This is a genomic window from Gordonia oleivorans (assembly GCF_040044975.1).
In the GTDB taxonomy this organism is placed as follows: Bacteria; Actinomycetota; Actinomycetes; order Mycobacteriales; family Mycobacteriaceae; genus Gordonia; species Gordonia oleivorans.
Window position 1 is genome coordinate 749,133 of the sequence record NZ_JBDZDI010000001.1, and the last position, 25,356, is coordinate 774,488.

A 25,356-nucleotide genomic window follows, 5' to 3' on the forward strand; every position below is an offset into this window, starting at 1 on the left:
CGCCGACGTGGCCGTCTCCGACCCGCCGCGATTCCGCGTGTGCGTCGCGATCTATCCCACGCCCAGCAGGTCGATGACGAACACCAGGGTGCGCCCCGACAACCGGTGGCCCGCCCCGGCCGGTCCGTAGGCGAGGTTCGGGGGCACCGTCAGGCGACGACGACCGCCGACCGCCATCCCCGGAATCCCTTCCTGCCAGCCCGGAATGAGCCGTTCGAGCGGGAATCGCGCCGACTGCCCACGATCCCACGACGAGTCGAACTCCTCACCGGACTCGAAATCGACACCCACGTAGTGCACGTCGACGACGTCGCCGCGCCCCGCCTGCGCACCGTCTCCGACGATCAGATCGACGACCTCGAGTTCGGCCGGGGCCTCACCCTCGGGGAATTCGACTTCGGGCTTCTCGGCACTGGTCACGGGACTCTCCTTTGAGTCGTCGGTCTGGTGGGTGTCGGTCAGAGAGATCGTTACGCGATCGGAGATCGTTCAGCGATCGGAGAGGCCGACGTAATCGCGTTCGGTGTAGCCGGTGTAGAGCTGACGCGGACGGCCGATCTTGCCGCTCGGGTCGGAGTTCATCTCACGCCAGTGCGCGATCCAGCCCGGCAGACGGCCGAGCGCGAACAGCACGGTGAACATGCGCGTCGGGAAGCCCATCGCCCGGTAGATGACGCCGGTGTAGAAGTCGACGTTCGGGTACAGCTTGCGCTCGATGAAGTAGTCGTCGGACAGCGCCACCTCTTCGAGGCCCTTGGCGATGTCGAGCAGATCGTCGTGCACACCGAGATCGGTGAGGATCTGGTCGGCGGTCTTCTTCACGATCGCCGCGCGCGGATCGTAGTTCTTGTAGACGCGGTGTCCGAAGCCCATCAGCTTCACGCCGGCTTCCTTGTTCTTGACCTTGGTCATGAACTCCTTGGTGTCGCCGCCGGAGTTCTTGATGTCCTCGAGCATCTCGAGCACCGCCTGGTTGGCGCCACCGTGCAGCGGACCCCACAGCGCGTTGATGCCACCGGAGATCGAGGTGAACAGGTTGGCCTGCGACGATCCGACGAGACGCACCGTCGAGGTGGAGCAGTTCTGCTCGTGATCGGCATGCAGGATGAACAGCATGTCGAGGGCCTTGGTGACCTCGGGATTGACCTCGTAGGGCTCGGCCGGGAAGCCGAAGGTCATCCGGAGGAAGTTCTCGACGAGACTCAGCGAGTTGTCCGGGTACAGGAACGGCTGACCGGCCGACTTCTTGTAGGCGTAGGCCGCGATCGTCGGCAGCTTGGCCAGCAGGCGGATCGTCGACAGTTCGACCTGCTCGGGGTCCTTCGGATCCAGCGAATCCTGGTAGTAGGCGCTCAATGCGTTGACGGCGCTGGAGAGCACCGGCATCGGGTGTGCGTTCCGCGGGAAGCCGTCGAAGAACCGCTTGAGATCCTCGTGCAGCAGGGTGTGCCGCTGGATCTTGGTGGTGAACTCCTCGAGCTGCGACGGGGTCGGCAGCTCACCGTAGATGAGCAGGTAGCTCACCTCGATGAAGGTGGACTTCTCGGCCAGCTGATCGATCGGGATGCCGCGGTAGCGCAGGATGCCCGCATCGCCGTCGATGTAGGTGATGGCCGACTTCGTCGACGCGGTGTTGACGAAACCACCGTCGAAGGTGGTCAGACCGGTCTCGGAGAGGAACTTGCCCAATGCCACCGAGTCACTGCCCTCGGTGGCTTTCAGGATCGGGAGCTCAAGTTGCCCACCGGGATAGGTGAATGTTGCCGAGTCCGATTCGCTTTGCTTATCGGCCGGGACTGTTTCAGCGGACACTCGTGGACCCCTTCGCTCAGATGCGAGATCTCTAGAACTCGTCCATTTCAGGACTCTCGGTAACCTAACCTAGTCGCTTCGCAGCTCGCTCGCCCACGGAGGGTCTGCCCCCGGCCTCGACACCGTGATTCCCGCCACCTCCACGGCGAACCGCGCGACGTCCTCCCACTGCTGCGGCGAGAGTTCGGCGACCGCCGTCGGCGCCAACGCACCCCACCGGTCGAGTTGATGCAATACCGCACCCATGATGCTGTCACCTGCACCGATGGTGTCGACGACGGTCACCGCCCGGGCCGGGACGCGCGACTGCCCGGCGGCGGTGACGACGTCGATGCCCGCCGAACCCGCCGTCACGAAGACCACGCTCACCCCCGCGCGAAACCAATCCTGCGGACCGGTGCCGTGCGGACCCTGCGCCAGCCACCGCGCATCCTCGTCGGAGAGTTTGAGGATGTCGACGGCCTCCACCCACGACGCGAACCGACGCCGATAGGCGTCCGGATCGTCGATGACCGCGGCACGGATGTTCGGATCGAGCACGACGAGACGACCCTCGCCGCGGCTGCGTCGCATCACCTGCTCGTAGACGGACGCACCGGGCTCGAGGACCAGCGAGAGGGTGCCGAAGCAGACCGCCGACACCGTCGGCGCGAACGGGCCGGGGTCGGCGACGAGGCGGTCGGCGGTGCCGTCGACGTAGAAGGAGTAGTGCGCCGCCCCGTCGGTGCCGATCGTCGCCAGCGCGAGCGACGTCGGCTCGGCGCGACGCTGCACGAGGGTGGTGCCGACACCGCTGCGTCCCAACGCCGAGACGATCGCCTCGCCGTAGTCGTCGGTGGACACCGCCGAGCAGAACGACACCGCGCTCCCGAGGCGGCCGAGCGTGACGGCGACGTTGAACGGGCCGCCGCCGAGCGCGGGTTGCAGCGCGGGCAGCCTACCACTCGGTGCCGGGGCGCCGGTGGCGACCACATCGACGAGCGCCTCGCCGCAGACGACGATCTCTCTCATCCAGCCACTCCCGCGTTCACCTCGCCCGCCATCCCGTTCACTGCAGACCCAGTGTGCCATCCCGGGGTGCTAGATTCGGCTGACATGAACGAGTTGCCCGCGGGTCCCGATGCGGTGCTGCTCGACTTCTCCGCCGACGATGACCCCACCCTCGCGGTACGGCACGCCGAGAGCGTTCTCCGGCAAGCACATTCGGCCGGAGCCCTGTCGACCCTCACCGAGATCGTGCCCAGTGCGACGACCGTCCTGGTGCAGTTCGAGGGGGGTTCCGGCGCGGATTCGCTGGGCATCGCCCGCGTACTACGGGGCGCGGGCCGCGATGAGGTGGGCTCCGGCGATCCGGTCGACGAGGTACGGATCGTGGTCCGCTATGACGGCGCCGACCTCGACGACGTGGCGCAACAGGTGGGCACGACGGTTGCCGGGGTGATCGCATTGCACACGCGCACCCGTTGGCGGGTGCAGTTCATGGGATTCGCCCCGGGTTTCGCCTATCTGGTTCCCGACGACGATGCCGACAATCCCCTCACCCGGGTGCGCCGCCGCAGCGAGCCACGCACCCGGGTCCCCTCCGGGGCCGTCGCCATCGCGGCCGGTTACAGCGCGGTGTATCCGCGGTCGAGTCCGGGCGGCTGGAACCTGCTGGGGCACACCGGTATCACCGTGTGGGACGAGAGCGCGACACCACCGTCGCTCCTCGCGCCGGGCACGCTGGTCCGGTTCGAGGCGGACGAGATCCGGCGATGAGCACACTCGAGGTCATCACCCCCGGTCCGCTGGCCACGATCCAGGATCTCGGGCGCTCGGGGTACGCCCATCTCGGGGTCCCCGTGTCCGGCGCCGCCGACCTGGTGTCACTACGTCTGTCCAATCGCCTTGTGGGAAACCATGAGTCGGCCGCGGTCATCGAGACAACGCTGGGCGGGTTGCGGATTCGGGCCGACCGGGAGACGATCATCGCGGTCACCGGCGCCGCCACACGGGTCATGATCGATGATGCTCCCATCGGCCTCGGCGTGATGGCCACCGTGAAACCCGGTGCGATACTGAGTATTTCTGCACCGACCTGGGGATGCCGGAACTATCTCGCGGTGCGGGGCGGAATCGATGTACCGGCGGTCCTCGGGTCCCGGTCGACCGACACGTTGTCCGGACTGGGCCCACCCGCCATCGCCGCCGGTGACACCCTGCCCGTCGGGAACGCCGCGTCGGCGTGGCCGGCGGCCACCTTCGCGCCGGTCCGCACCGACCATCATCACCAGGTGGTGGAACTCGATGCGGTCACCGGGCCACGGCATGCGCATGTGGTGAGCCACGAGATCCTCTTCACCGGGGTGTGGGAGGCGAGCGCCGAGGCCGACCGCGTCGGGGTGCGATTGGTTCGGCCGGAGTCCAGTGCCGCACCACTTCTGGAGCATCGAACCGAACTGCCGGAACTGCTGTCGGAAGGCGTTGCGCACGGCTCGATCCAGATCCCGCCCGGAGGGCGGCCGGTGATCTTTCTCGCCGACCATCCCGTCACCGGCGGCTATCCGGTCGTCGCCGTGCTGACGGCGGCGGCGCTGTCGCAGGCAGCCCAGCTTGTGGCCGGAGACCTCCTTCGTTTCCGGGCGCGCTGATACCGCGGGCGTCAACGCTGACACCGTCAACGCCGACACCTCAGAAGGGTGGTGGCGCGCCGTCATCGGGCACGACGGGGTATCGCTTCTTGCGTCGTCGTGGGCGTGGCGGGTTCAACGGGTCGACGCCGTCGGCGATGCGGGCGCGGTTGCGTTCCCGTTCGCGGCGTCGCCGTTCATATTTGGCGGCGAGCCGATCCCGCTTACTGGTCGAGATGACGCCCGGTTCCCGTGGTGTCGGTGGTGCGGCGGGTGGGTCGGCGAACCGGTAGCGCCGTAGCCCGCCGAAGAAATCTTCGAGGGTTTCCGCCGGTCCCGGAATGTTCAGCCCTTCCGGGGTGGTGAAAATCGTGACCAGTCGGCCGTTCTCATCCCGGTACTGATCATCGAGCCAGCGAGAGTGCGTTTTCTGCAGGTGATGTCCACGGCACTTCGCGTTCAGCCCGTCGGGAGTGGTCTGCCCACCGAGGTCGGGATGCTCGTGGTCGTACTCGTGCACGTGATCGCAATCCCCGTCGAACGCACTACCTCGGCACGCTGGGATCACGCACTCACCGTGACGCATCCGGATGAACTCATCCAACGCCGTCGACAACCGATACGGATCCGACGGCAACGCCGACGCGAGTTCGACGTCTTCGGGATCGACACCTTTGGGCACCAGGCGTCGGATCGTGGTCGGGTATCGGGTGATCAGATCGAGGATCTGCTCGGGGATGAGCGCTCCCTGCCCGATCAAGTAGCCGAGGTTGCCGTCGAGCGGGGGCTCGGCGGCCGAAACCGTTTCCGTAGAGGATGATTCGCTGCCGGTTGGCGCGGTGTCGGATTGGTCGGTGTCGGTCGCCGCATCAGGACACCGGTCATCGGCAGCAGCGCTCTCCTTGGGCATCGACATCCGCGCCACACCCGCGCGGGTATCCGCGGGCGGCTCCCGCTCAGTGTCGGGTCCGCGTGCGAGTTCCGTTTCGGCAGTTCCATTCTCCGCGTCAGAGCCGCTCTCCTCGAGCAAGGACATCTGCGCCACACCCGCATCGGTGGCGGCATCCGCAGTCGACTCGGGCTCAAGAGCCGGTTCTGGCTTCGGTTCCGGCCGCCGGACCTGCACCACCGATTCGGCTGCACCACCTCCGGATTCGCGGTCGGCGGCAGAACTCCGCTGTTCCTGCGCCTGCTGCTCCCGCTGCTCCTGTTCCTGCTGTTCTTGTTGTCGTTGGCGTTCCTCGATCGCCGCGGCGGTGGTCTCATCGGCAATGACGTGCAACACGATCTGCACATCCGGAATACACCCCGGCTCCGGGATCACCGACGGACAGTCCTCACGCCCGCACTCACACGCGAACTGCGTCCCCGACAACAACGAGTACATGGCATCGGCCTGACGTTGCCGCCGCGTCCGCGGATCCTTCCGGCAGGCGCAGTCGGCCAGGGCCGCGATCGTCTTCTCCGCGATCGTGATGTTCTCCGCGGACATGGTGCCGGTGATCTCCCCGGTCCCATCCCCCTCGAAATGAGTGAACACACCCCGCTTGTCCAGGTTCCGCTTCCGCGGTTCCCGCACCGCGTCCGGTGCGTGCTGGAAGACGATCTTGTCGACCATGTCCCGCAAACTCGTCGCCGGCCACTGCCCCTGCCTGCTGAACAACCGCTCCGCGATCGCCACATCCACCAGGGCGGTGTTCGGATGCAAGGCCGGTCCCGGATCGAGCAGGTTGGTGCGGTCGATCAAGGTGCGGAACTGACTGTGACTGATCCGCCCCTCACGTAATGCCCGCCCGGTCTTCGGCAGGCGGGTGGCCATCACGATCGCCTCATCCAGCATCCGCCGGGTGGTCACCATCGCGAGATTCCGAGTCCGGGACATGTGTTCGGCCGCGATCTGCGCGTACTCCGCCGACTCATCCAACGGCCGGTCGGTCAGACACCTCACCACATAGGCGGTGAAGTACGAGTCCAGCCACGCCATATAGGAGCGGCACCGGTCCAGTTCGGTCATCGCGACCAGTACCTCGTTGATCGAATGCTGATCCAGCCGATCCGGATCCACCCCGAACAGAAACTCCGGCGGCAACCCCGGCCACGGCGACGGCCCCTGCTTCAGCAACGCGTCGCGCACATCCCCACGAATCCGCGCGCTCCACGGAATGGTGCTCACCCTCGCCCCCTCGAACAAGATGACCGTCGAAGCTCTCTTCGATCTGACCATCATTGTAGAGACGGCCACCGACAAAAACTTCTGACGAGGACGCCCACCCCGGAATCTGTGGACACCCGTGGGCGGTGCGCGCCCACATTGACACCCCAATGAGACGCTTCTAAACTTTCGTCTCATGACTCAGGTTTCGCCCGCCCCCGCCACCGACGCGAGTGACACCACCGCCTCGGAGGTCGCCGACGCCACCGCCTCCGACGCCGCGCGCGACGAGTACGCCCCGCTGGGACCGGGATCCAAGACGTGGGAGACCTGGGGAACCTGGACCGGCATGTTCCAGGGGCTGTGGGCGGGATCGATGCAGAACATGCATCCGAAACTCGGCCAGGCCGTCTGGGATCACTCGGATTTCTTCGGTGAACGCTGGGAACGTCTGATGCGCTCGTTGTATCCGATCAGCGGTGTCATCTTCGATCCCGTCGCCACCGACGGCGTCGCGGAGACCGGCCACGAGGTCCGCGACTATCACCGCACGATCAAGGGCACCATGCCCGACGGGTCGCGCTACCACGCACTCGACCCGGACGTCTTCTACTGGGCGCATGCCACCTTCTGGTACGGCAATGTCCGTCTGTGTGAACGTTTCGGGCCGTGGCTGACCGAGGATGACAAGCGGCAACTGTTCGAGGAATCCAAGGCGTGGTACGCACAGTACGGCGTCTCGATGCGTCCGGTACCGGACACCTACGAGGACTTCCTCGAGTACTGGGACCACATGTGCCGCAATGTTCTTCGCGATCACGAGTCGGTCCGGACGGTCCTCGACATCTCCACGCTGCCCCCGCCGCCGTTCTTGTCGTTCATCCCGAAAGGGCTCTGGCACCGGCACATCGCGCCGCGGAACGCGAAGGCGTTCCTCTGGCTGACCACCGGGTTCTACGACGAGCCGATCCGCGAGATGATGAATCTGCCGTGGACCGAACGTGACGAGAAGCTGTTCCGGTTGCTGGGCAGGGCGATCAACCTCGTCATGAACCGGCTCACCCCGAAACGGTATCTGCGCCACCCGCGTCCACGCGATGCGTGGGACCGTGTCAACGGCCGCGTCCCGAAGGACGCACCACTCGTGCAGACCCCGGCGCGCAATCTTCCTTCAGAATCCGAGCGCGACAACCCGATTCACTATTGCCCGGTGCACGCCGCACGTCGGGCAACGTACCCGGGTATGGTCACCGGCGACTGACCTACTGTTGCCCGCGGCCGCGCACCATCGCCTGTCGCACTCGGGCGGCGTCACGTTGCGCATACGGATTGGATTGTCCGGCACGAGATCCGGCAAGTTTGGCGCCGATGTGCTCACCGACGGTGATCGGTGAGTATCGACTGCCGGCGCCGACACAACTCGGCAGCGTCGAGATGGTGGCGTCGATGTTGCCGTCGTGGAAGTACGCGGCCGACCGTCGCCGTTCGATGGTGCCGTCGACGATCGGCGGCTTCACCCGATGCAGCGTGGACATCCACCGCTCGTTGGTCCAGCGCGCCATGAGATCGCCGAGATTGATCAGGAGCGCGCCGTCGGCCGGTGCCACGTCGTGCCAGTTTCCGTGGTGATCAAGGACCTGCAGCCCCTTGACCTGATCGGCCCACAGCACGGTGACGATCCCGTAGTCGGTGTGCTCCCCCATGCCGGTGAGCTCTCCGTCGATGTCCACCTCGCCGGGTGGCAGTGCGTAGTTGTTCATCCGCAGCACGTCGAGTGAGTGGTCGGTGTAGGCGTCGAAGAACTCCGGCGGCAGGTCCAGGGCATCGGCGAAGATGCGCGTCAGGGTGCGCGCGACCCGTCGCGCCTCGGCGAAGTACGCGGACACCGCCGCCTGAAAATGATCGACCGACGGCCAGGTGTTGTCGGCGTAGTGATCATCGGGCAGTGCCAGGGCGGGGTACTCGCGGGCCTCCACCCCGACGTTGAATGCCTCGAAGAAGTCGTTCATCCGTCCCGCGGACTCCACTCCGAGACTCAACGACAGTGACTCCGACTTGGGCGGGGCATAGCCACGGTTGATCTCCGGCGGTGTCCGGTAGGCCTTCTTCTCCTCGAGCGGCAGCGCGAAGAAATCGTCCATCACCGCGGTGAACTCGTCGAGCACCACCGCCGGGACCTGGTGGCCGACGATCTGCATGAAGCCCACCGAACTGGCCGCGTCGTCGATCTGCGCGGCCACCACCGCACGATCGGCCGGATCACCATTGGCCGTGTACGCCGTGATGTCGATGACGGGCACATGGAAGGAATCCACCGAGGACTCGACGGTCGCAGTCATGGCTCCCATGGTCGCACCGAACCGAGGGCCTCGCTGAGCGCCGTGAACGGTGTGTTGAGCGCTGTCAGTGAGGGTGAGAGCGCTGTCAGTGCGGTCTGAGAGCCTCAGGCGTGCTGGCCGACGCGATAGCGGACGAAGGACGGGATCGCGATCGCGGCGATCAGCGTCGCGATGATCACGCCGACGCCGCCGAGCGCGGTCGTCAATGCCACACCCGCGGTGGCCGCGGCCGCACCGTGCAGCACGTCGGCGATCCGGGGGCCGCCGGCGACGACGACGATGAAGACACCCTGCAGCCGGCCGCGGACCTCGTCGTTGGCGGCGGCGAGCAGGATCGATTGACGGAAGGCGGCCGAGGCCATGTCGGCGGCGCCGCCGACCATCAGCAGCACCAGCACGATCGGCAGCATCGGCAGCGCCGCACCGCCCGCGAAGCCGACCGCCACGCCGGCCGCTGCGATCGCCGCACCCCAGATGAGGATGCAGACGATCACTGCCAGGCCTTGCCGCTGCACCCGACTCACCCACCCGGAGAAGACACCGCCGACCACGGCGCCCGCGGAGATCGCGATGAACAGCAACGCGAACGCCCATCCGCCGCCGGACGGTCCGCCGAAGTTCTCGTGGGCCATCTGCGGGAACAGTGCGCGTGGCATGCCGAAGATCATCGCGATCAGGTCGACGAGGAACGAGGCCATCAGCACGCGGTGTCCGGCCAGGTAGCGCAGGCCCTCGAGGACCGACCGCAGACCGGCGACCTTGGGCGCCTGGTCGCTCTCCGGCGGCAGTTTCGGCAGCCGGATCACCGCCCACAGCGTCGGGATCAGGAAGAGGGTGTCGAGCAGATAGAGGACCGGGTATCCGAGCACCGGGATCAGCGCCCCGCCGACGAGCGGTCCGGCGATGGCACCGGCCTGCATCACCGTCATGTTCAGCGAGAGTGCCGCGGGCAGTTGCCCGCTGGGCAGCAGACGCGGCAGCACCGCGGTGCGCGTCGGCTGATTGACAGCGAAGAACCCCTGCTGAACTGCGAAGAGCACCAGGATGATCCACACGTTCTCGACGCCGAGGGCGGCCTGCAGCCAGAACAGCGCGGAGCACGCGATGAGACCCACCGTGGTGCACACCAGGATCAGACGACGGTCCAGGACGTCGGCGAGGGCACCACCCCACAGGCCGAAGACCACCAGCGGGACGAGCCCGAACACACCGGTCAGACCGACATACCAGGAGCTGCCGGTGATCTGGTAGATCTGTGCGGGCACCGCGACGATGGTGAGTTGGGCACCGATGACGGTGACGATGTTGGCCAGCCACAGCCGCCGGAAATACGGGTTCTGCAGCGAGGTGGTGTCGGCGAGAAGGCTACGCACCGAGGTATTTTAGCCGGGCTCACGATCGGGTTCGGTCGCCGACGGCCGGTCGTCCGATATGACGGAATCGGCGATCTCGACGCGCAACCCGGTCACGGCTGGAGCCGCGACGCCTCCCAGACCCCGTCGATCAGATCCAGCCGAACCCTGTTGTGCAGCCGGTTCGCGCGGCCCTGCCAGAACTCCACGCTGACCGGCTCGACGCGGTACCCGCCCCACGCGGGCGGCACCGGCACCGCCACATTCCCGTCGGCACCGCCGAACTCCGCGGCCACCTGCGCGGCGTGCGCCTCCAACTCATGCCGGCTGCCGATCGGCCGGGACTGCGCCGAGGCCAGCCCCGACAGTTGCGAGCCCCGCGGCCGCATCCGCCAGTAGGCCTCGGTCTCCTGTTGCGACACCTTGACCACCGGACCACGGAAATGCACCTGACGTTCCAGTGCGATCCACGGAAAGGTCACCGACGCAAAGGGATTGGCCTCCAGGTCGCGACCCTTGTCGGAGTCGTAACCGGTGAAGAAGACCACGCCTGCCGCGTCGGCCCCCTTGCACAGCACTGTCCGGGTGGCGGGCCGACCCTCGGCGTCGACGGTGCCCACGACCATCGCATTCGGCTCCGGAATCCGGGCGTCGACGGCCTCGGTGAGCCAGACGTGGAACAGATCCAGCCAGGGCGGGTCGCCGCGCAGCCAACTCGGATCGAGATTCTCCCGGACGCCGTCGGCACCGGCGGCACGATCGCCGTCGCCGACATTGGGCGGGATTCCGCCGCCGTAGCCCACACGCATGTTGGGTAGGTCGATCGGCGCCCGACCGGCCCCGATACCCCCCGTCGGAACACTCGCCGTCGGAAAACCTTCCGCCGGAAAACCCTCAGCCGAAAAACCGTCAGCGTCGCTCACGCGGAGAACGCTACTCCAGGATCACGGCGACGATGCGCCGAGTTCCTCCGTCTGTGACCACCGCCGGGTCCAGCGGACGCCCGGGACGAGTTCGTCACCGGGCATGAGCGGCGGTCGGTGACCCCCGCCGCTCCCCGGTATGCCGCGGCCGATGGGCTGTCCTACAGTGCTGAATGACCGACGGCTTGAATGACCGATGGCCTGAATGACCGATGGCCTGAATGACCGATGCCCCAGCCCGGCATCGCACGATTCGGCACAGCGACAGTGCCAGAAAGGTGCGCGCAGCATGGCCAACACCGTTCCGGATGACTTCGTCCCCGGCCTCGAGGGCGTGGTGGCCTTCACCACCGAGATCGCCGAACCCGACAAGAACGGCGGCAACCTGCGCTACCGCGGCGTCGACATCGAGGACCTGGTGGAGAACAAGGTCACCTTCGCCGACGTGTGGGCATTGCTCGTCGACGGACAATTCGGCGACGGACTGCCGCCCGCCGAACCGTTCCCGTTGCCGATCCACACCGGCGACGTCCGGGTGGACGTGCAGGCGGCCCTGGCGATGCTCGCCCCGATCTGGGGTTACCGCCCACTGCTCGACATCGACGACGCCACCGCCCGCGCGAATCTCGCCCGCGCCTCGGTGATGGCGCTGTCCTATGTGGCGCAGTCGGCCCGGGGTATCCACCAGCCCGCGGTGTCCCAACGTGTCATCGACGAATGTGACACCGTGACAGCACGTTTCATGACGCGATGGAAGGGCGATCCGGATCCCAAACACATCGCGGCCATCGACGCCTATTGGGTCGGTGCGGCCGAGCACGGCCTGAATGCGTCGACGTTCACCGCCCGCGTCATCGCGTCCACCGGTGCGGATGTCGCGGCGGCCCTGTCCGGTGCCATCGGCGCGATGTCGGGTCCGTTGCACGGCGGCGCTCCGGCGCGCGTCCTCCCGATGATCGAGGAGGTGGAGCGGACCGGGGATGCGCGGGCATTGGTGAAGGGCATCCTCGATCGCAAGGAGAAGTTGATGGGATTCGGCCATCGGGTGTATCGGGCCGAGGACCCGCGGGCCCGTGTATTACGCCGCACCGCAGCCGATCTCGGAGTTCCACGATATGAGGTCGCCGCGGCCCTCGAGCAGGCCGCGCTCACCGAGTTGCGGGAACGGCGACCGGACCGGGCGATCGAGACCAACGTCGAATTCTGGGCGGCGGTCATCCTCGACTACGCCGAGGTGCCCACCCACATGATGCCCGCCATGTTCACCTGCGGCCGCACCGCCGGATGGTGTGCCCACATCCTGGAACAGAAGCGACTCGGCAAGCTGGTGCGCCCGGCCGCGCTCTACACCGGTGCAGCGCCTCGACGGCCCGAGGACGTGGCAGGGTGGGGCGACCTGGTCAAGCCGGGATTGTGACCGCCGCACGACGCGATTCGTGCCGAACGCTCAGCCACGCTCGAAGGGGTTCCGCGGCTCGTCGTGGGCGTCGAGTACCGGGCGGCCCGGGCGATCGATCCGCCGCGTCGACGGGTTGTCGGCGGACGCGTCCCCGGCATTCTGCGCCGCATGGAAAGCGCTTGGCGTCAAACCGAATTCGGCTCGGAACCGGTTGCGGAGCGTCGCCGCCGAGGTGAAGCCGCAGCGGACCACGACGTCGTCGATACTGATCGGCCCGGGACCCGACAGGAGCCGCCGCGCCTCCTGCAGGCGTCGGGCGGCGATCAACGCGGCGGGCGTCGCCTCGGCGCCGTCGAAATGGCGGTACAGCTGTCGGCGACTCATGTAGAGGTCGGCAGCGATCACATCCGAGGTGAACTCCGGGTCGGCGAAGTGCCGTTCGACGAGCTGACACGTCGCCTCCCGGACCAGGATGGCATCATCGGCAAGCGTGCGGCCGGAGCCGCCACACTCATCCAGCATCGACCGGACCAGATCGATCACCGCCCACTCGGTGCGTGGGTCGACCGTCCGCGATCCGGTGGACGCGTCGATGGCGAAGCGACGGATGAACTGCGCGGTCGCACGGGTCAGCAGTTGATGCCGATCGGGTGGGACGAGCGGCTGACGGATGTGATCGAACGACGAGCCGATGGTCTGACTCGGGATGAGTAGGCCCGCCGGATCCGTGCGCGCCCGCACCTCGCAGTGGAACGGCGTCGACCCGCTGAGCGAGATCAACTGTCCCGGCATGAAGGTGGTCACCAGACCGTCGATCGTGAACTCCATGGGCCCCGTCGAGCACACCGCGAACAGCAGTCGCCGATCAGCGGAGTCGCGGATCATCGCATCGGTTCGTGAGGTCACATTTGGCGTGAACGACGCCGAGAACGTGTCGAGGGCGCTCAACCTGCGGTAGTGCATGACCGCGGCCCCACTGATCGGCCGGCTCCGCGGTGACCCGGAGGTCGGGCAGGAAGGCCGCCAGTCCCTGCCGCCCGCGCAATGTGAACCCCCGCCCACCGCTGCGCAGCGCAAGCCCGTTCAGGGCCGTCTTCTCGCCCTCCCGCCCGACACCGTCGACCCCGCGGAGGGGTCCGCCCATCACGAGGTCTGATCGGCGGAGGAGTGACCCGTCTTCGCTCGCCGATACTCATCCGGGGTGACGCCGTAGGTGGTCCGAAACCTGTTGCGCAGCGTGGCCACCGAGGTGAACCCCGACGAGGCCGCAACGCTGGCCAGACCGAGCCCCTCGGTGCGTTCGAGGAGTTCACGTGCCCTGGCCAGCCGTCGTTCCACGATCAGATCCGACGGCGATTCGTCGGTGTCGGCGAAGTAGCGATACAGGTGACGACGACTCAGATGGAGGAGATTGGCCAGGGTCTCGGTGGAGAACGCGGGGTCGCGGTAATGCCGGTCGACGATCTCGCGAGCGCTCGCCAGCACCTGCTCGGTGCGGTCGACCTCGTCGCCGCCGCTGCAACTCTGATCGAGCATGGTGGAACGCACCAGGTCGACGGCGGCCATCTCGGCCTTGAGGTCGACGTCGGCGCCACGCACCGCCACATCATAGGCGAAGGTCCGCAGGAATTGGGCCGTCGCACGAGCGAGAGGCGTCGCGGAGATGATCGGCATCTGCACGGTCGGACCACGATCCGGGTACAGCAACTCCACCGGAATCCAGACGCCGACGATGTCGGCGACGTCCAGGCAGGTGTGGGCGTAGATGTCCTCGTTGTTCACCATGACCAGGCCCTGCGGGTCGTCATAGGTGTAGGTGTGACCCCCCTGCCGGACCACACCGGTGCCCGGCAGGGTCTGGGTTCCCGCCATGACATACGGCGATGGGAAGTCCCGGTTGGTCGCGGCAGTGCGTGCGGTGGTTCGCGGAGTCGTCAGGATCACGAAGACCAGGATCTGCGAGAGTGGACGCCAGTAGGCGATCTCCTCGAAGTCGTCCGGATCTCCGATCGGCGTGATCTCCAGGGCCGGAATGTAATTGGCGAGACCATCGCGTCCGGCCCGGTAGATGTGCCGGGTCGGGTTGTTCCCGAGCGGATCGAAGGCACCGATGCGCGACTGCCACGACCGGACGAAGTCGGCGGTCAATCCGGGGTGGTCATCACCGGCAGACATGGTGTCACTTCCCACTCGATGAGACGAGGCCCTGGGCCGGACCCGCACCGCGTCCGTCGCCAGAAGACCACTGCGGCAACACGATCAGGGATGCGACCAGGAAGCACACCGCGCCGATGAAGGTTCCCCAGTTGGCGAGCACGGTGTCGACGGTGGCGCCGCCCGGGGTGATGTAGGCACCGACCGCCGACACACCGAAGGCCACGCAACCGATGAAGTTGATCTGCGACGACCACCATCCGACATCGGACGGATTCCAGAAGGTGTTGACCCGGGTGTAGGCCACGATGGCGAACACTCCGCTGATGAGGAAGGCCACCGACCCGCCGGCGTCCGGGGACCACACGAGGTGCTTCTGGGAGGCGAGGGTGTGTGCGGTGAGCGCGGCGGAGGTACTCACGTTGAACATCAGGGTTCCGAAGAATTGGGTGGATGCGGCCAACCACTCGGCCCGGACCATGGTGCCCGGCGCGTAGGAGACCGGAACCGTCACCGCACCGCTGAGCAACAACTGGATGAGACCGGCGGTGGTGAAGAACCATGCGCCGATGAAGAAGCAGATGTCCGCGTTGGCCGCGCCCATCCACAGACCGATCCACGGCGCCGATCCGAGCGCGAACAGGCTGGACCCGATCATGAATCCCCAACACTGCTTGGTCAGTGTCGGCACCAGGACGGCTCGCCGCCAGCGGGCAATCTCCGTCGTCGTGGTCATGTCGCCCCGCACTCCTTCGTGTTGGTGCTTGTGCCGTTTCGGTGCCGGTCCCCCGGACAAGTGTCCGGGGAACCGGCGGGAACTCCGTGGTGGAGAACTCCGTGGTGGAGAGCTCCGTGATGGAGAACTCCGGGGTACCGAACTCAGTGGTGGAAGTGCGACCCGGTGCCCTCGCGCGGCATCGGCGACTCGAGCTTGTCGAGGAAGGCGACCTCACCCTCCAGGTCGCGCAGCAACGCGACGGCCAGATCGTGGCTGAGGCCTGCACGCACGACGATGCGCTGCAGGGTCCAGTCGGCCAGACCGTCGGCCATCGGATACGCCGGCACCAGCCAGCCCTTGAGCCGCAAGCGATCCGACAGGTCGTACAGATTCCACTTGTCGGTGTAGCCGTCCTTCAGCTTCCAGGCGAACACCGGGATCGTGTCGCCGTGGCTGACCAGTTCGAACGGCCCGAGCTTGGCGATCTCCGACGACAGGAACGTCGCCACATCGATCGACCCCTGCTGGATCGCCCGGTATCCGTCACGTCCCAACCGCAGGAAGTTGTAGTACTGCAACAGCACCTGCGCGCCGGGGCGCGAGAAGTTCAACGCCAGGGTCGGCATGTTGCCACCCAGGTAGCTGCAGTGGAACACCATGCTCTCCGGCAGCGCATCGGTGTCGCGCCACACGATCCAGCCCAGGCCGGGATAGACGAGGCCGTACTTGTGCCCGGAGGTGTTGATCGACACGACCCGATCGACCCGGAAATCCCATTCCAGGTCGGGCTGGCAGAACGGTGCCACCATCGCGCCCGACGCCCCGTCGACGTGGATCTTGACGTCGAGTCCGGTCTTCTCCTGGATCTCGTCGAGCTTGTCCGCGATCTGCTTGACCGGCTCGTACAGGCCGTTGAAGGTGACACCGAGGATGGCGACGACGCCAATCGTGTTCTCGTCCACGTACTTCTCGAGTTGGTGTCCGTCGAACACGAAATGATCCTCGGAGACGGGCACCCAGCGGGGTTCGACCTCGAAGTAGTTGAGGAACTTCTCCCAGCACACCTGGACGGCGGTGGAGAGCACCAGGTTCGGCTTGTCGATCGGCTTGCCCTCGGCCTTGCGGCGCGCCTGCCAATGCCGCTTGAGCGCAAGCCCACCCAGCATTGCCGCCTCCGACGACCCGATCGTCGACGTGCCGATGGAGTTGTCCACATCCGGCACATGCCAGAGGTCGGCGATGATCTTCCAGCACCGATCCTCGATGGCGGCGGTCTGGGGGTACTCGTCCTTGTCGATCATGTTCTTGTCGTAGGTTTCCGAGTACAGCTGACGCGCCTCGGGGTCCATCCACGTCGACACGAACGTCGCCAGATTCAGCCGGGCGTTGCCGTCGAGCATCGCCTCGTCATGAACGATCTGATACGCCGTCTCCGGCAGGCTCATTCCGTCCGGAATGGTGAACTTCGGGTATTCCGTCGACTCACCCGGACGAACGAACACCGGATTCAGGGTCAGGGATTCGGTCTCGTTGGTGGTGGTCCGCGCATTGGTGTGCTGTGCGGTCATTGCTCTTTCCTTCCAGAGATGGGGTCAGACGTGTCGAGCGGGTCGATGATCGGATGTCGGACAATGATCGGTCGTGTCGTCGCGGACCTCCTACACCTCGACCGGCGGATAGAGGCGATCCATGTTGTATTGCCTGTTTCTTCGCGCGGCCAGCGTGGAGATCGCGAGGAAGACGACGGTCATCGAGATCACGACGAGCAGCGCCCACCAGAATCTGTCATCGACCCCACCGACCGTCAGCTGTCTCAAACCGGTGACGGTGTAGGTCATCGGATCCACCCAGTGGATGTATTGGAACGGTTTGGTGGTGGTGGGCACCGGATAGATTCCACCCGCCGAGGTCAACATGATCATCAGGAAGGCAAGCGTCACCACACGTCCCACCGCGACGTCGAAGACGGCGTTGAACATCTGGATCATCGCCTGGAACATCGCGACCATCAGCAACATGAATCCGAACGTCGCTATCGGGTGGGTCGGCCGCAGACCGATGGCGAACACGACCACCAGGTAGAGGATGCTCGCCTGCAGGAACCCGACGAAGAAGGCCGGCGCATAGGAGGCCAGCACCACTCGGAACGAGTTGAGTCCCTGGGCGATCGGGCGCGGTTGCAGTGGCTTGAAGAGCATCCACACGATGATCGATCCGACGAACAGGGCCAGGCCGAAGAAGAACGGCGTGAACCCGGTGCCGAAGGTCTTGGCCTCGTTGAGGGTGACCTCCTTGAGCGCCACCGGTTGTCCCAGGGTCTTCGCCAGAGCATCCTTCTGCTCCTGCGACCAGGACGGCACCGCCTTGACACCCTCGTCGACACCGGTCGCGAGTTGTTGTGTGCCGGCGGCCAATTGCGTGGTGCCGTCCGCGAGTTGGTTGGCGCCGTCGCTCAGCTCCACCAGTCCGGTGCTGAGTTGGTTTGCACCGGAACTGAGTTCCCCGGCGGCGGCCTGAGCCGCCTGCACGTCGCCGCGCAACTGGCCGCTCTGGAACAGATCGAGTGCGGTACGCAGCGTGCTCTGCGGGTTGGACAACTGCGCGTTGAGCGTGTTGGCGTCGGTCCGCACCTGCGACAGTTGTGTCGTCGCGTCGGGTCCGAGCCCCTGGGTACTGACGAAGCTCTGCACGGGTGCCAGCGCATTCGCCAGGGCCGCCGCGTTGGGGTCGCCGCTCTGGCGCAACTGGTTGATCACCGAGGTGAGCGCGGTCGAGGCCTGCGACTGGGTCGAGGCCGCACTGTTGAGGGCATCGGTTGCCGCAGAGGTGTTGGATGCCAGCCGGTTGGTGAGCGCACCCAGTTCGGCGGGACTGAGCCCACCCTGTCCGTTGAGGGCATTGAGCAACGGGGTGGTCGCCGAATCGACGGCCGTGTTGAGTTCGTCGAGGCCGCCGGCGAGTTCGGCGGCACCGTTCTTCGCCGTCACCAGATTGGTCGAGAGCTCATGGGCACCGGTGTTGGCCTGCTTCATACCGGTGTTGAGTTGGTTGACGCCGCTCTGCACCTGCTGCAGCTTGGGCAGCAATTTGGTGACGTCGTTGAGGACGATGTCGAAGGTCTGCTGCCCCACCTGCGCGCCGACCTGTTCGACGACCTGCAGTGCGGCGTCCTGACCCATCACCGTCGCCAGATAGTTGGTCGCATCGTTGTAGGTGAAGATCAGCTGCGCGGAATGCGCATCCCCACTCGTCGGCGATGCGAGCGACGAGCTGAAGTTCTCCGGCAGTGTGATCGAGAAGTAGTACTTGCCGTCGGCGACGCCCTGGGCGGCCTCCTCCTCGGAGACGACGTGCAGATCGAGCTGTTTGGAGTCGATCAGCCCCGAGACCACCTGATCGCCCGCCTTGAGCGGTTGCCCCTCGACGGTGGCACCCTGATCGGAGTTGACCAGTGCGACCGGCAACTTGTTCACCGCGTCAAAGGGATTCCAGAACGCCCACAGGTACAGCGCGCCGTACATCAGGGGCATGAGGATGATGACGAGGAGGGCGAGTCGGGGCATACGGCCCCGGTAGTACCGTTTGAAATCGCTGCCCGGCGAAAATGCGGCAAGCATGGTCAGGTCCGTTCTGCGGGGTCGATACGGACGAATTCGTCGTCGGTGAGGTTGTCGACGGTGATCACGTCACGCAGTGGTAGGTCGGCGAATCCGCCGTTGACGTCGGCGGTGATCACGGTCTGGTCGCGACCCACTTCGACGAGTCGCTGCAATAATTTGTGGGCACTGTCGACGCGGGTCAGTCGATCGACCCCGCCCACCACCAACAGCGGTGGCCGCCGGATGTTGGCCACCGCGATCCGGAACAGTGCAGCGGTCAGCTCCGGAAGTTCCTCCACGTAGGCGTCCATCGACGGCAGTGAGTAGTCCCCGAAGATCGGGCGGCAGATCCGCTCGAGATCATCCTGCCGGGATTGCGGCACCCACTTGTACCACGGTGCGGCCCACCGGATCTGCTCGGTCACCACATCGTGGACGCGAATCGTCTGCTCGATCTCGTCGACCTCGTCGATGTCGGCGACGGCCGCCTGCGAGAACAGATGGTGCGCCTTGTTGGTACGACCGAACGCGGTGAGGCGCCCCGACGTCGGCTTCATCCGTCCGGCCAGGGTGAGCAACAACGCGGTCCGGCCACGACCACCGGAACCGACCAGCAGGGTGACACCTCCCGGTCGGACGGTGACGTCGACGGGGCCGTAGATGTGGCCCCACGAGGCCTTCACCCCGATGCCCTCGGCCACGATGATGGGTTCATCCTGACCCGCGGGTGTGGGGACGTCGGTCCCGAGTGATCGGGTATCGATCGGCCCGGTGACCGCATCGTCCCCTTCGGAGATCGTCACGTCGGTGACTCCATTCGACATGCGGCAGCCGCGTCAGGCGCTGCCGACTGGTGGTGATTACAAGGCGTGGGACGGGGCGAGTCTCAATGCGCGATCCCGACTGCCGCACCCTGACTCATGATCAATGGGGCATTCATGTCCGGTTCGGCAAGAAGTACACCCGCCCGGCGACATCGTCGCGAATACCGTCGAATACATTGACAGCGCGAATAAACGCTCGCGAACCGCCGCACGCCGAGATTCCCATACGTCAAACGATAGACGCGATGTCACAAAATTGTCCATCCAATCGGGACCTTTGTCCCTTATTCCATGCGACACAGACTCAATTCGAGAATTCACGAGCATTTCCCGCACAACACCCGAAAATGGTAGGACAACGCATCGCCCGAACTGGCAAATCCGGTCGAATCTCTCATGCTCCGTCGAGTATTCGGGACACGCGAGAACACCGGCCGATCGGAACGGCGTGCTGATCTGATCACGATCGCACCCCCGATCACCTCCGATGTCACAAATACGTCGACACTTGGTCCCAATCGTGATGTCCACGCACATTGCCCGGGCATGCCAACGAGTCTCAGAAGTAGTGGTCTGATGTCACGGAATCACACCTCCACCTCTCCCGCCGCCGGATAGGGCATGCTGAACTCAGGACACGATGGCCGTGACCCCACGATTGGAAGGACCTTCACTCATGTCGAAGAACGTCAAGATCGCCCTCATCGTCCTCGGTTTGAGCCTCGTGATCGCGCTGGCGGTCTTCTTGAAGCGCGAGAAGACCATCGTCGACGCGGCGACCGACAAGATCGCCGACACCATCGACGAACTCGACCCGGCCGCCCGGGCCGCCGTGGTGGCCCGCCTGGGCATCGAGGCCAAGGACAAGGCACTCGAGGTGAAGGACAGCCTCGTCGGCTGACGCTTCACCCCACGTCGCGCCGCCGGAACCGCAGCCACCCGCCGGCCACGATGGCTGCCGATACGCACAGCATCACCACGGTCGGCAGCCATCGCATCGGTTCCACCGGCACGAGCGGCACATGGGTGAACGGCGAGATGTCGCGCACCCACTGGGGCAGCTCGAACATTCCCGACAGCGGGCCGAGGAACAGCGCGGCGACCACGATCGGCCATCCCAGGTGCGCCAGCGCCGGCCGCACCGCGTAGAGGGCGAGAACCAGCGCACCGATGAGGAGCGCCGCGGGCAGCAGCACCGCCGCGGTCTGCGCGATGTGCACGGTGGGTGTCACCCAGCCGCCCCCGGCGATGCCGTTGCCGATCACCATGCCCGCGGCGGCGACGGCGATCACGACGACGAGCCCCAGCGCGGCGACCGCGGCGTGGGCCAGGAAGTACCGGCCTCGTGACGTCGGCGTCGCCAGGATCACCTCGGTCCGGGAGCCGGATTCCTCGGCTCGGAGACGTTCGGCGAGATTGACCACCCACGCACTCGCGGCGACGCTCAACACCGACAACATCGTGACCGCGAAGACGGTGCCGAGCCCGATGTCGCCGAGTTGGGCCGTCAGCACCTGCTGGAAGACGTCATTTCCCTCGGCAAGCTGCTCCACAGACGGCTGCATGAACCCGACGACGAGTGCGTAGGTCGCCAGACCGGCCGCCCACGACCGCAGGAGCGGAGCGGACAGGCGCGCGGCGAGTGCCTCGACCGTCGGAATCCGTGCGGTGCCCTCGGGCCCGGCCCGCGGCGCGATGACCCCGCCGCCGAGATCGCGGCGCATCGACACCCAGGCGGCCGATCCGGCACCGACGACGAGCACACCCAGCGACGCCAGGAACGGCGCGAGGTTGTCGGCGCCGAAGGGATCGGCCAGCTCGGCCCAGCCCACCGGCGAGACCCACCGCAGGCAGGCCCAGTCACCCGTCGCGTCGGGGACACCGCGCAGCAGGTAGCCGAGGACCACGATCGCCGATCCGACGAGATTGGCGATGTGACTCGTCGCCGCCACCTGCGCGGTGAGCATTCCCAGCCCGACCGCGGCCAGACCGGTGCCGGCGTACTGCGCGAAAACCACCAGCACCGCCACGCCACCCCCGCCGAACGGGATGAGCACCAGCGACATCGCCAGTCCCACAACAACACTGAACGCAGCGGCGACCGTCGCCGCGGCGGCAAGCGGCGCCAGCGGACCGACGACGCCGGCGCGGATGAGCTCGACGCGCCCGAGCTCCTCCTCCTTCCGGGTGCCGCGCACGACCATCAACACGGCGCACACCCCGACCGCGGCGATCATGAACAGCCCGGCGCGCCACACCACCGCCGACGCCGTCGAGTCGATGTGGATCGTGTCACCGAGCAGGAAGCGGAAGGCGGAGTTGGCGCCGGGGCCGGCGGCGAGTTCGCGGCGTTTCTCCGCCGTCGGGTACATCGATGCGATCGAGGCCGCGGTCGCGAGATCCAGGATCACGAAGATGATCACGGTGACCGGGGCGATGATGCGCTCACGCCGGACGGCGAGCCGCAGCAGCAGTCGGTAGCCGCTGAAATACCTTGCGGTGAACGAGATTCGGGGGTTGGGGAGGCGTGCGTCCGACGAGGTGGCGGTGGAAATCGGCGTCACACCTCCTCATCGTAGGCGTGGAGGAACAGTTCCTCCAGGCTCGGTGGGGCGACCGACAGCGACCGCACGTCGTGCGACGCGAGCGCCCGCGTCACCGCGGCCAGGCCGGTGTCGTCGACGGTGAAGGTGACCTCGCCGTCCCGTGATGCGAAGTCGTGCACACCGGCGACGTCCGCGAGATCCGTTGCGGCGCCGTCGATCACCGCGGTGACGCGGGAACGGCGCAGATGCCGCAGTTCGGTCAGGGTGCCCGCCTGCACGGTCGCGCCGTCGCGGATGATGGTCACCGTGTCGCACAGTTGCTCGACCTCGGCGAGGATGTGGCTCGACATCAGCACGGCCGACCCGGCGGCGGCGCGTTCCCGCACGCATTCGGTGAACTGATGGGTCATCAGGGGATCGAGCCCGGAGGTCGGCTCGTCGAGGATGAGCAGCTCGGCGTCGGCGGACAAGGCGGCGATCAGCGCGACCTTCTGCCGGTTTCCCTTGGAGTAGGTGGACGCCTTCTTCGTCGGATCGAGTTCGAACCGCTCGATCAGATCCTTCTTCCGCATCCCACTGTCGACGCGGACACCACGCAACGAGAGCAGCACGTCGATGCACTCACCACCGGTCAGCTGCGGCCAGAGGTTGACGTCGCCGGGCACATACGCCAGGCGACGATGGATGGCGACCGCATCAGCGTGCGGGTCGAGGCCGAAGACGCGCACGGTTCCACCGTCGTGGCGGTACACACCCAGCAGCACCCGGATCGTGGTGGACTTCCCCGAACCATTGGGCCCGAGGAAACCTGCAACCTCACCGGCGCGGACGCGGAGATCCAGGCCGTCGAGCGCCCGGAAATGACCGAAGTGCTTGGTCAGGCCTGCCACGTCGACAATGTGATCGACCGCATCGGTCATGATGTGGTTCCTCTCGGGGCGAGAACGGCGTCGGGCACCGGGTTCGTCGGGCACCGGGTCATCGGTCAGTATTACTGCGAACGGCGCCCCATGGATGAGGAGTCGACAATGAGCGTCACACTGCATTGGATACCGCTGGGCGCGGGTGGTCGGGTCGTGGCCCGATGTGGGCGCGTCTACGAATCGGTCTCCGCCCGGACCCGCCACGAGCGGCCCGCGCAACCGGTGCACGCCGCACTCACCGTCGTCACCGACGGCTCGCGGTACATCATCGAGCAGGCGCCGGTGTGGGGAGCACCGCCGGGCGATCGTGGTGTGCGGGTCACCGGCCCCGTCGGACTCCGGTTGCTGGGCCGGTCTCGCTATTTCCGGTACGAGATCCGTTGCTGGCGTGACGGTCTCATTCCTGACCTGGCCGCCGAACTGGCGCGGTGCCCGATCCCCGGTGACGACCGCACCGCGCAACGGATCATCGACGCCACGGCGCGGGTACCGGCCTTCACCTGGGGCCGTCGGGCACCCGGCACCACCCAGATGTGGAATTCGAACTCGGTCGCCGCCTGGCTGCTCGTCACCGCAGGCATCGATCCACCGCTCCCACCCGCGGGATGCCACGCACCCGGATGGGACGCGGGCCGCGTGATCGCGCGTTCAGACCAGGGGTGACCCGCAGTGGCCACCGCCACATCCCTAGAATTGCGCCCATGAGCGACGCCGCCACCCCGATCACCATTCCCGCCGACCTGCTGCCCGCCGACGGACGCTTCGGATGCGGCCCGTCCAAGGTGCGCCCCGAACAGTTGCAGTCCCTCGTCGATGTCGGCGCGTCGGTCTTCGGCACCAGCCACCGCCAGGCGCCGGTGAAGAACGTCGTCGGTTCGGTCCGCGACGGACTCGCCCAACTCTTCTCCCTGCCCGAGGGATATGAGGTGGTGCTGTCCAACGGCGGTACCACCGCGTTCTGGGATGCCGCCGCATTCGGCCTGATCAATCGCCGTTCACTGCATCTGACCTATGGCGAGTTCAGCTCCAAGTTCGCCACCGTCGCCAAGAAGGCACCCTTCCTGGACTCCCCCGCGGTCATCTCCACCGATCCGGGTACCGCACCCGATCCGGCCGCCCTGACCACCGACGACTTCGGTGGCGTCGACCTCATCGGCTGGGCCCACAACGAGACGTCGACCGGCGTGGCGGTCCCGGTGCTGCGGCCCGAGGGCTCCGACGACGCTCTCATCGCGATCGATGCGACCTCCGGCGCCGGCGGCCTGCCGGTGAACGCCGCCGACACCGACGTCTACTACTTCGCACCGCAGAAGTGCTTCGCCGCAGACGGCGGGATCTGGCTCGCACTGATGAGCCCGAAGGCCATCGAGCGGATCGAGCGCATCGCCCAGACCGATCGCTGGTGCCCCGAGTTCCTGTCGCTGCCCACCGCGGTGGACAACAGCCGCAAGAACCAGACCTACAACACCCCGGCACTGGCCACCCTGTTGCTGCTGGACAACCAGATCCAGTGGATGCTCGCCAACGGCGGGCTCGACTGGTGCGTCAAGCGGACCGCCGACTCCAGCTCACGCCTGTACAACTGGGCCGAAAAGTCGGAATTCGCAACACCTTTCGTCACCAATCCGGCATTGCGCAGCCAGGTGGTCGGCACCATCGACTTCAGCGATGACGTCGACGCCGCCGCGGTCGCCAAGGCCCTGCGTGCCAACGGGGTGGTCGACACCGAGCCGTACCGCAAACTCGGGCGCAACCAGCTCCGCATCGGCATGTTCCCGGCGATCGACCCCGACGACATCAGCAAACTGACCGAGAGCATCGACTACGTCGTCGAACACCTCTGAGGAGTGATCGAGCGCTGTCAGTGCGCACGTGAGCGCTGTCCGTTGTATGCCAATCTGGGTGTGAGTCACTTCCGAGGAGGAGGTTCACAACATGAGTATTAGTGCTGGTTACACGATCGCTGAGATCACAGCCTATGTCCGGGAGTATCTGGAGTTGCCGCG

The 25,356-nt window shown here is 66.4% G+C and carries 23 protein-coding genes; 8 read left to right on the forward strand and 15 right to left on the reverse strand.

All coding sequences use genetic code 11. The annotated features are described in order from the left end of the window. Window positions 1–51: 51 nt before the first annotated feature. The 3 genes from ABLE92_RS03350 to ABLE92_RS03360 form a co-directional block, all read right to left on the reverse strand. Window positions 52–420, reverse strand: a complete 369-nt coding sequence (locus ABLE92_RS03350; protein WP_348803151.1) for an FKBP-type peptidyl-prolyl cis-trans isomerase — start codon at window positions 418–420, stop codon at window positions 52–54. Window positions 421–489: 69 nt separating this feature from the next. After that, window positions 490–1,812 (reverse strand): citrate synthase, encoded by a 1,323-nt coding sequence (locus tag ABLE92_RS03355; RefSeq protein WP_348803153.1) that lies wholly within the window; start codon window positions 1,810–1,812, stop codon window positions 490–492. 69 nt (window positions 1,813–1,881) lie between these two features. Then, entirely contained in the window at window positions 1,882–2,823 is a 942-nt protein-coding gene (locus ABLE92_RS03360) for a carbohydrate kinase family protein (protein WP_348803154.1), read from the reverse strand. Window positions 2,824–2,907: 84 nt separating this feature from the next. On the opposite strand from ABLE92_RS03360, the gene ABLE92_RS03365 reads away from it, so the two are divergent. Together ABLE92_RS03365 and ABLE92_RS03370 are read left to right on the forward strand one after the other, a co-directional pair. Beyond that, window positions 2,908–3,570 (forward strand): 5-oxoprolinase subunit B family protein, encoded by a 663-nt coding sequence (locus ABLE92_RS03365; protein WP_348803155.1) that lies wholly within the window; start codon window positions 2,908–2,910, stop codon window positions 3,568–3,570. After that, window positions 3,567–4,442: a 5-oxoprolinase subunit C family protein gene (locus tag ABLE92_RS03370; protein ID WP_348803156.1), complete on the forward strand. Its 876-nt coding sequence runs from the start codon at window positions 3,567–3,569 to the stop codon at window positions 4,440–4,442. The genes ABLE92_RS03365 and ABLE92_RS03370 overlap by 4 nt, the downstream gene beginning before the upstream one ends. A gap of 40 nt (window positions 4,443–4,482) precedes the next feature. Here the strand turns inward: ABLE92_RS03370 and ABLE92_RS03375 are convergent, their stop codons facing one another. Next, on the reverse strand, window positions 4,483–6,594 hold the full coding sequence (locus ABLE92_RS03375; protein ID WP_348803157.1) for a DUF222 domain-containing protein: 2,112 nt from the start codon (window positions 6,592–6,594) through the stop codon (window positions 4,483–4,485). Between the two features lie 175 nt (window positions 6,595–6,769). Between ABLE92_RS03375 and ABLE92_RS03380 the strand changes: the two genes are divergently transcribed. Continuing rightward, window positions 6,770–7,834 carry an oxygenase MpaB family protein gene (locus tag ABLE92_RS03380; protein ID WP_348803158.1) on the forward strand — a complete coding sequence of 355 codons (1,065 nt, stop codon included), beginning with the start codon at window positions 6,770–6,772 and terminating at the stop codon, window positions 7,832–7,834. Window position 7,835: 1 nt separating this feature from the next. On the opposite strand, the gene ABLE92_RS03385 is transcribed toward ABLE92_RS03380, so the two are convergent. The 3 genes from ABLE92_RS03385 to pdxH all read right to left on the reverse strand — a co-directional run bounded on the left by ABLE92_RS03385 (window position 7,836) and on the right by pdxH (window position 11,073). Next, a complete protein-coding gene (locus ABLE92_RS03385) occupies window positions 7,836–8,921 on the reverse strand; it encodes an isopenicillin N synthase family dioxygenase (RefSeq protein ID WP_348803159.1) in 1,086 nt (361 codons plus the stop codon). A 95-nt stretch (window positions 8,922–9,016) separates the two neighbouring features. Next, window positions 9,017–10,285 (reverse strand): MFS transporter, encoded by a 1,269-nt coding sequence (locus tag ABLE92_RS03390; RefSeq protein ID WP_348803160.1) that lies wholly within the window; start codon window positions 10,283–10,285, stop codon window positions 9,017–9,019. A 92-nt stretch (window positions 10,286–10,377) separates the two neighbouring features. After that, entirely contained in the window at window positions 10,378–11,073 is a 696-nt protein-coding gene (pdxH, locus tag ABLE92_RS03395) for a pyridoxamine 5'-phosphate oxidase (protein WP_348803225.1), read from the reverse strand. A gap of 403 nt (window positions 11,074–11,476) precedes the next feature. Here pdxH and ABLE92_RS03400 point away from each other — a divergent pair, with 403 nt between their 5' ends. Beyond that, window positions 11,477–12,604, forward strand: a complete 1,128-nt coding sequence (locus ABLE92_RS03400; RefSeq protein ID WP_348803161.1) for a citrate synthase 2 — start codon at window positions 11,477–11,479, stop codon at window positions 12,602–12,604. A 30-nt stretch (window positions 12,605–12,634) separates the two neighbouring features. Here the strand turns inward: ABLE92_RS03400 and ABLE92_RS03405 are convergent, their stop codons facing one another. Next, complete coding sequence (locus tag ABLE92_RS03405) at window positions 12,635–13,549, reverse strand: AraC family transcriptional regulator (RefSeq protein WP_348803162.1); 915 nt, start codon at window positions 13,547–13,549, stop codon at window positions 12,635–12,637. Between ABLE92_RS03405 and ABLE92_RS03410 the strand changes: the two genes are divergently transcribed. Continuing rightward, window positions 13,548–13,742, forward strand: a complete 195-nt coding sequence (locus ABLE92_RS03410; RefSeq protein WP_348803164.1) for a hypothetical protein — start codon at window positions 13,548–13,550, stop codon at window positions 13,740–13,742. The genes ABLE92_RS03405 and ABLE92_RS03410 overlap by 2 nt on opposite strands. Here the strand turns inward: ABLE92_RS03410 and ABLE92_RS03415 are convergent. The 5 genes from ABLE92_RS03415 to ABLE92_RS03435 form a co-directional block, all read right to left on the reverse strand. Further along, window positions 13,730–14,761 (reverse strand): AraC family transcriptional regulator, encoded by a 1,032-nt coding sequence (locus tag ABLE92_RS03415; RefSeq protein WP_348803165.1) that lies wholly within the window; start codon window positions 14,759–14,761, stop codon window positions 13,730–13,732. The genes ABLE92_RS03410 and ABLE92_RS03415 overlap by 13 nt on opposite strands. A gap of 4 nt (window positions 14,762–14,765) precedes the next feature. Then, a complete protein-coding gene (locus ABLE92_RS03420; RefSeq protein ID WP_348803166.1) occupies window positions 14,766–15,476 on the reverse strand; it encodes a hypothetical protein in 711 nt (236 codons plus the stop codon). Between the two features lie 143 nt (window positions 15,477–15,619). Next, window positions 15,620–17,026: a glutamate decarboxylase gene (gad, locus tag ABLE92_RS03425; protein ID WP_348803167.1), complete on the reverse strand. Its 1,407-nt coding sequence runs from the start codon at window positions 17,024–17,026 to the stop codon at window positions 15,620–15,622. A 90-nt stretch (window positions 17,027–17,116) separates the two neighbouring features. Then, window positions 17,117–19,075, reverse strand: coding sequence for a YhgE/Pip family protein (locus ABLE92_RS03430; protein ID WP_348803168.1), 1,959 nt, complete (start codon window positions 19,073–19,075; stop codon window positions 17,117–17,119). A gap of 2 nt (window positions 19,076–19,077) precedes the next feature. Next, window positions 19,078–19,860, reverse strand: a complete 783-nt coding sequence (locus tag ABLE92_RS03435; RefSeq protein ID WP_496560757.1) for an ATP-binding cassette domain-containing protein — start codon at window positions 19,858–19,860, stop codon at window positions 19,078–19,080. 697 nt (window positions 19,861–20,557) lie between these two features. Between ABLE92_RS03435 and ABLE92_RS03440 the strand changes: the two genes are divergently transcribed. Further along, on the forward strand, window positions 20,558–20,782 hold the full coding sequence (locus ABLE92_RS03440) for a hypothetical protein (protein WP_348803169.1): 225 nt from the start codon (window positions 20,558–20,560) through the stop codon (window positions 20,780–20,782). A gap of 4 nt (window positions 20,783–20,786) precedes the next feature. On the opposite strand, the gene ABLE92_RS03445 is transcribed toward ABLE92_RS03440, so the two are convergent. Continuing rightward, window positions 20,787–22,445 carry an ABC transporter permease gene (locus ABLE92_RS03445; protein WP_348803170.1) on the reverse strand — a complete coding sequence of 553 codons (1,659 nt, stop codon included), beginning with the start codon at window positions 22,443–22,445 and terminating at the stop codon, window positions 20,787–20,789. After that, complete coding sequence (locus ABLE92_RS03450; RefSeq protein ID WP_348803171.1) at window positions 22,442–23,347, reverse strand: ABC transporter ATP-binding protein; 906 nt, start codon at window positions 23,345–23,347, stop codon at window positions 22,442–22,444. The genes ABLE92_RS03445 and ABLE92_RS03450 overlap by 4 nt, the downstream gene beginning before the upstream one ends. A 108-nt stretch (window positions 23,348–23,455) precedes the next feature. Here ABLE92_RS03450 and ABLE92_RS03455 point away from each other — a divergent pair, with 108 nt between their 5' ends. After that, on the forward strand, window positions 23,456–24,013 hold the full coding sequence (locus tag ABLE92_RS03455; protein ID WP_348803172.1) for a hypothetical protein: 558 nt from the start codon (window positions 23,456–23,458) through the stop codon (window positions 24,011–24,013). 38 nt (window positions 24,014–24,051) lie between these two features. Beyond that, window positions 24,052–25,194, forward strand: a complete 1,143-nt coding sequence (gene serC / locus ABLE92_RS03460; RefSeq protein WP_348803173.1) for a phosphoserine transaminase — start codon at window positions 24,052–24,054, stop codon at window positions 25,192–25,194. Window positions 25,195–25,356 lie beyond the last annotated feature (162 nt).

Coding starts and splice junctions, on each gene's coding strand:
- ABLE92_RS03360 (WP_348803154.1), bottom strand. CDS start 2,823: ATGAGAGAGATCGTCGTCTGCGGCGAGGCGCTCGTCGATGTGGTCGCC.
- ABLE92_RS03365 (WP_348803155.1), top strand. CDS start 2,908: ATGAACGAGTTGCCCGCGGGTCCCGATGCGGTGCTGCTCGACTTCTCC.
- ABLE92_RS03370 (WP_348803156.1), top strand. CDS start 3,567: ATGAGCACACTCGAGGTCATCACCCCCGGTCCGCTGGCCACGATCCAG.
- ABLE92_RS03380 (WP_348803158.1), top strand. CDS start 6,770: ATGACTCAGGTTTCGCCCGCCCCCGCCACCGACGCGAGTGACACCACC.
- ABLE92_RS03385 (WP_348803159.1), bottom strand. CDS start 8,921: ATGGGAGCCATGACTGCGACCGTCGAGTCCTCGGTGGATTCCTTCCAT.
- pdxH (WP_348803225.1), bottom strand. CDS start 11,073: ATGCGTGTGGGCTACGGCGGCGGAATCCCGCCCAATGTCGGCGACGGC.
- ABLE92_RS03400 (WP_348803161.1), top strand. CDS start 11,477: ATGGCCAACACCGTTCCGGATGACTTCGTCCCCGGCCTCGAGGGCGTG.
- ABLE92_RS03410 (WP_348803164.1), top strand. CDS start 13,548: ATGACCGCGGCCCCACTGATCGGCCGGCTCCGCGGTGACCCGGAGGTC.
- ABLE92_RS03405 (WP_348803162.1), bottom strand. CDS start 13,549: ATGCACTACCGCAGGTTGAGCGCCCTCGACACGTTCTCGGCGTCGTTC.
- ABLE92_RS03415 (WP_348803165.1), bottom strand. CDS start 14,761: ATGTCTGCCGGTGATGACCACCCCGGATTGACCGCCGACTTCGTCCGG.
- ABLE92_RS03420 (WP_348803166.1), bottom strand. CDS start 15,476: ATGACCACGACGACGGAGATTGCCCGCTGGCGGCGAGCCGTCCTGGTG.
- gad (WP_348803167.1), bottom strand. CDS start 17,026: ATGACCGCACAGCACACCAATGCGCGGACCACCACCAACGAGACCGAA.
- ABLE92_RS03430 (WP_348803168.1), bottom strand. CDS start 19,075: ATGCTTGCCGCATTTTCGCCGGGCAGCGATTTCAAACGGTACTACCGG.
- ABLE92_RS03440 (WP_348803169.1), top strand. CDS start 20,558: ATGTCGAAGAACGTCAAGATCGCCCTCATCGTCCTCGGTTTGAGCCTC.
- ABLE92_RS03450 (WP_348803171.1), bottom strand. CDS start 23,347: ATGACCGATGCGGTCGATCACATTGTCGACGTGGCAGGCCTGACCAAG.
- ABLE92_RS03455 (WP_348803172.1), top strand. CDS start 23,456: ATGAGCGTCACACTGCATTGGATACCGCTGGGCGCGGGTGGTCGGGTC.
- serC (WP_348803173.1), top strand. CDS start 24,052: ATGAGCGACGCCGCCACCCCGATCACCATTCCCGCCGACCTGCTGCCC.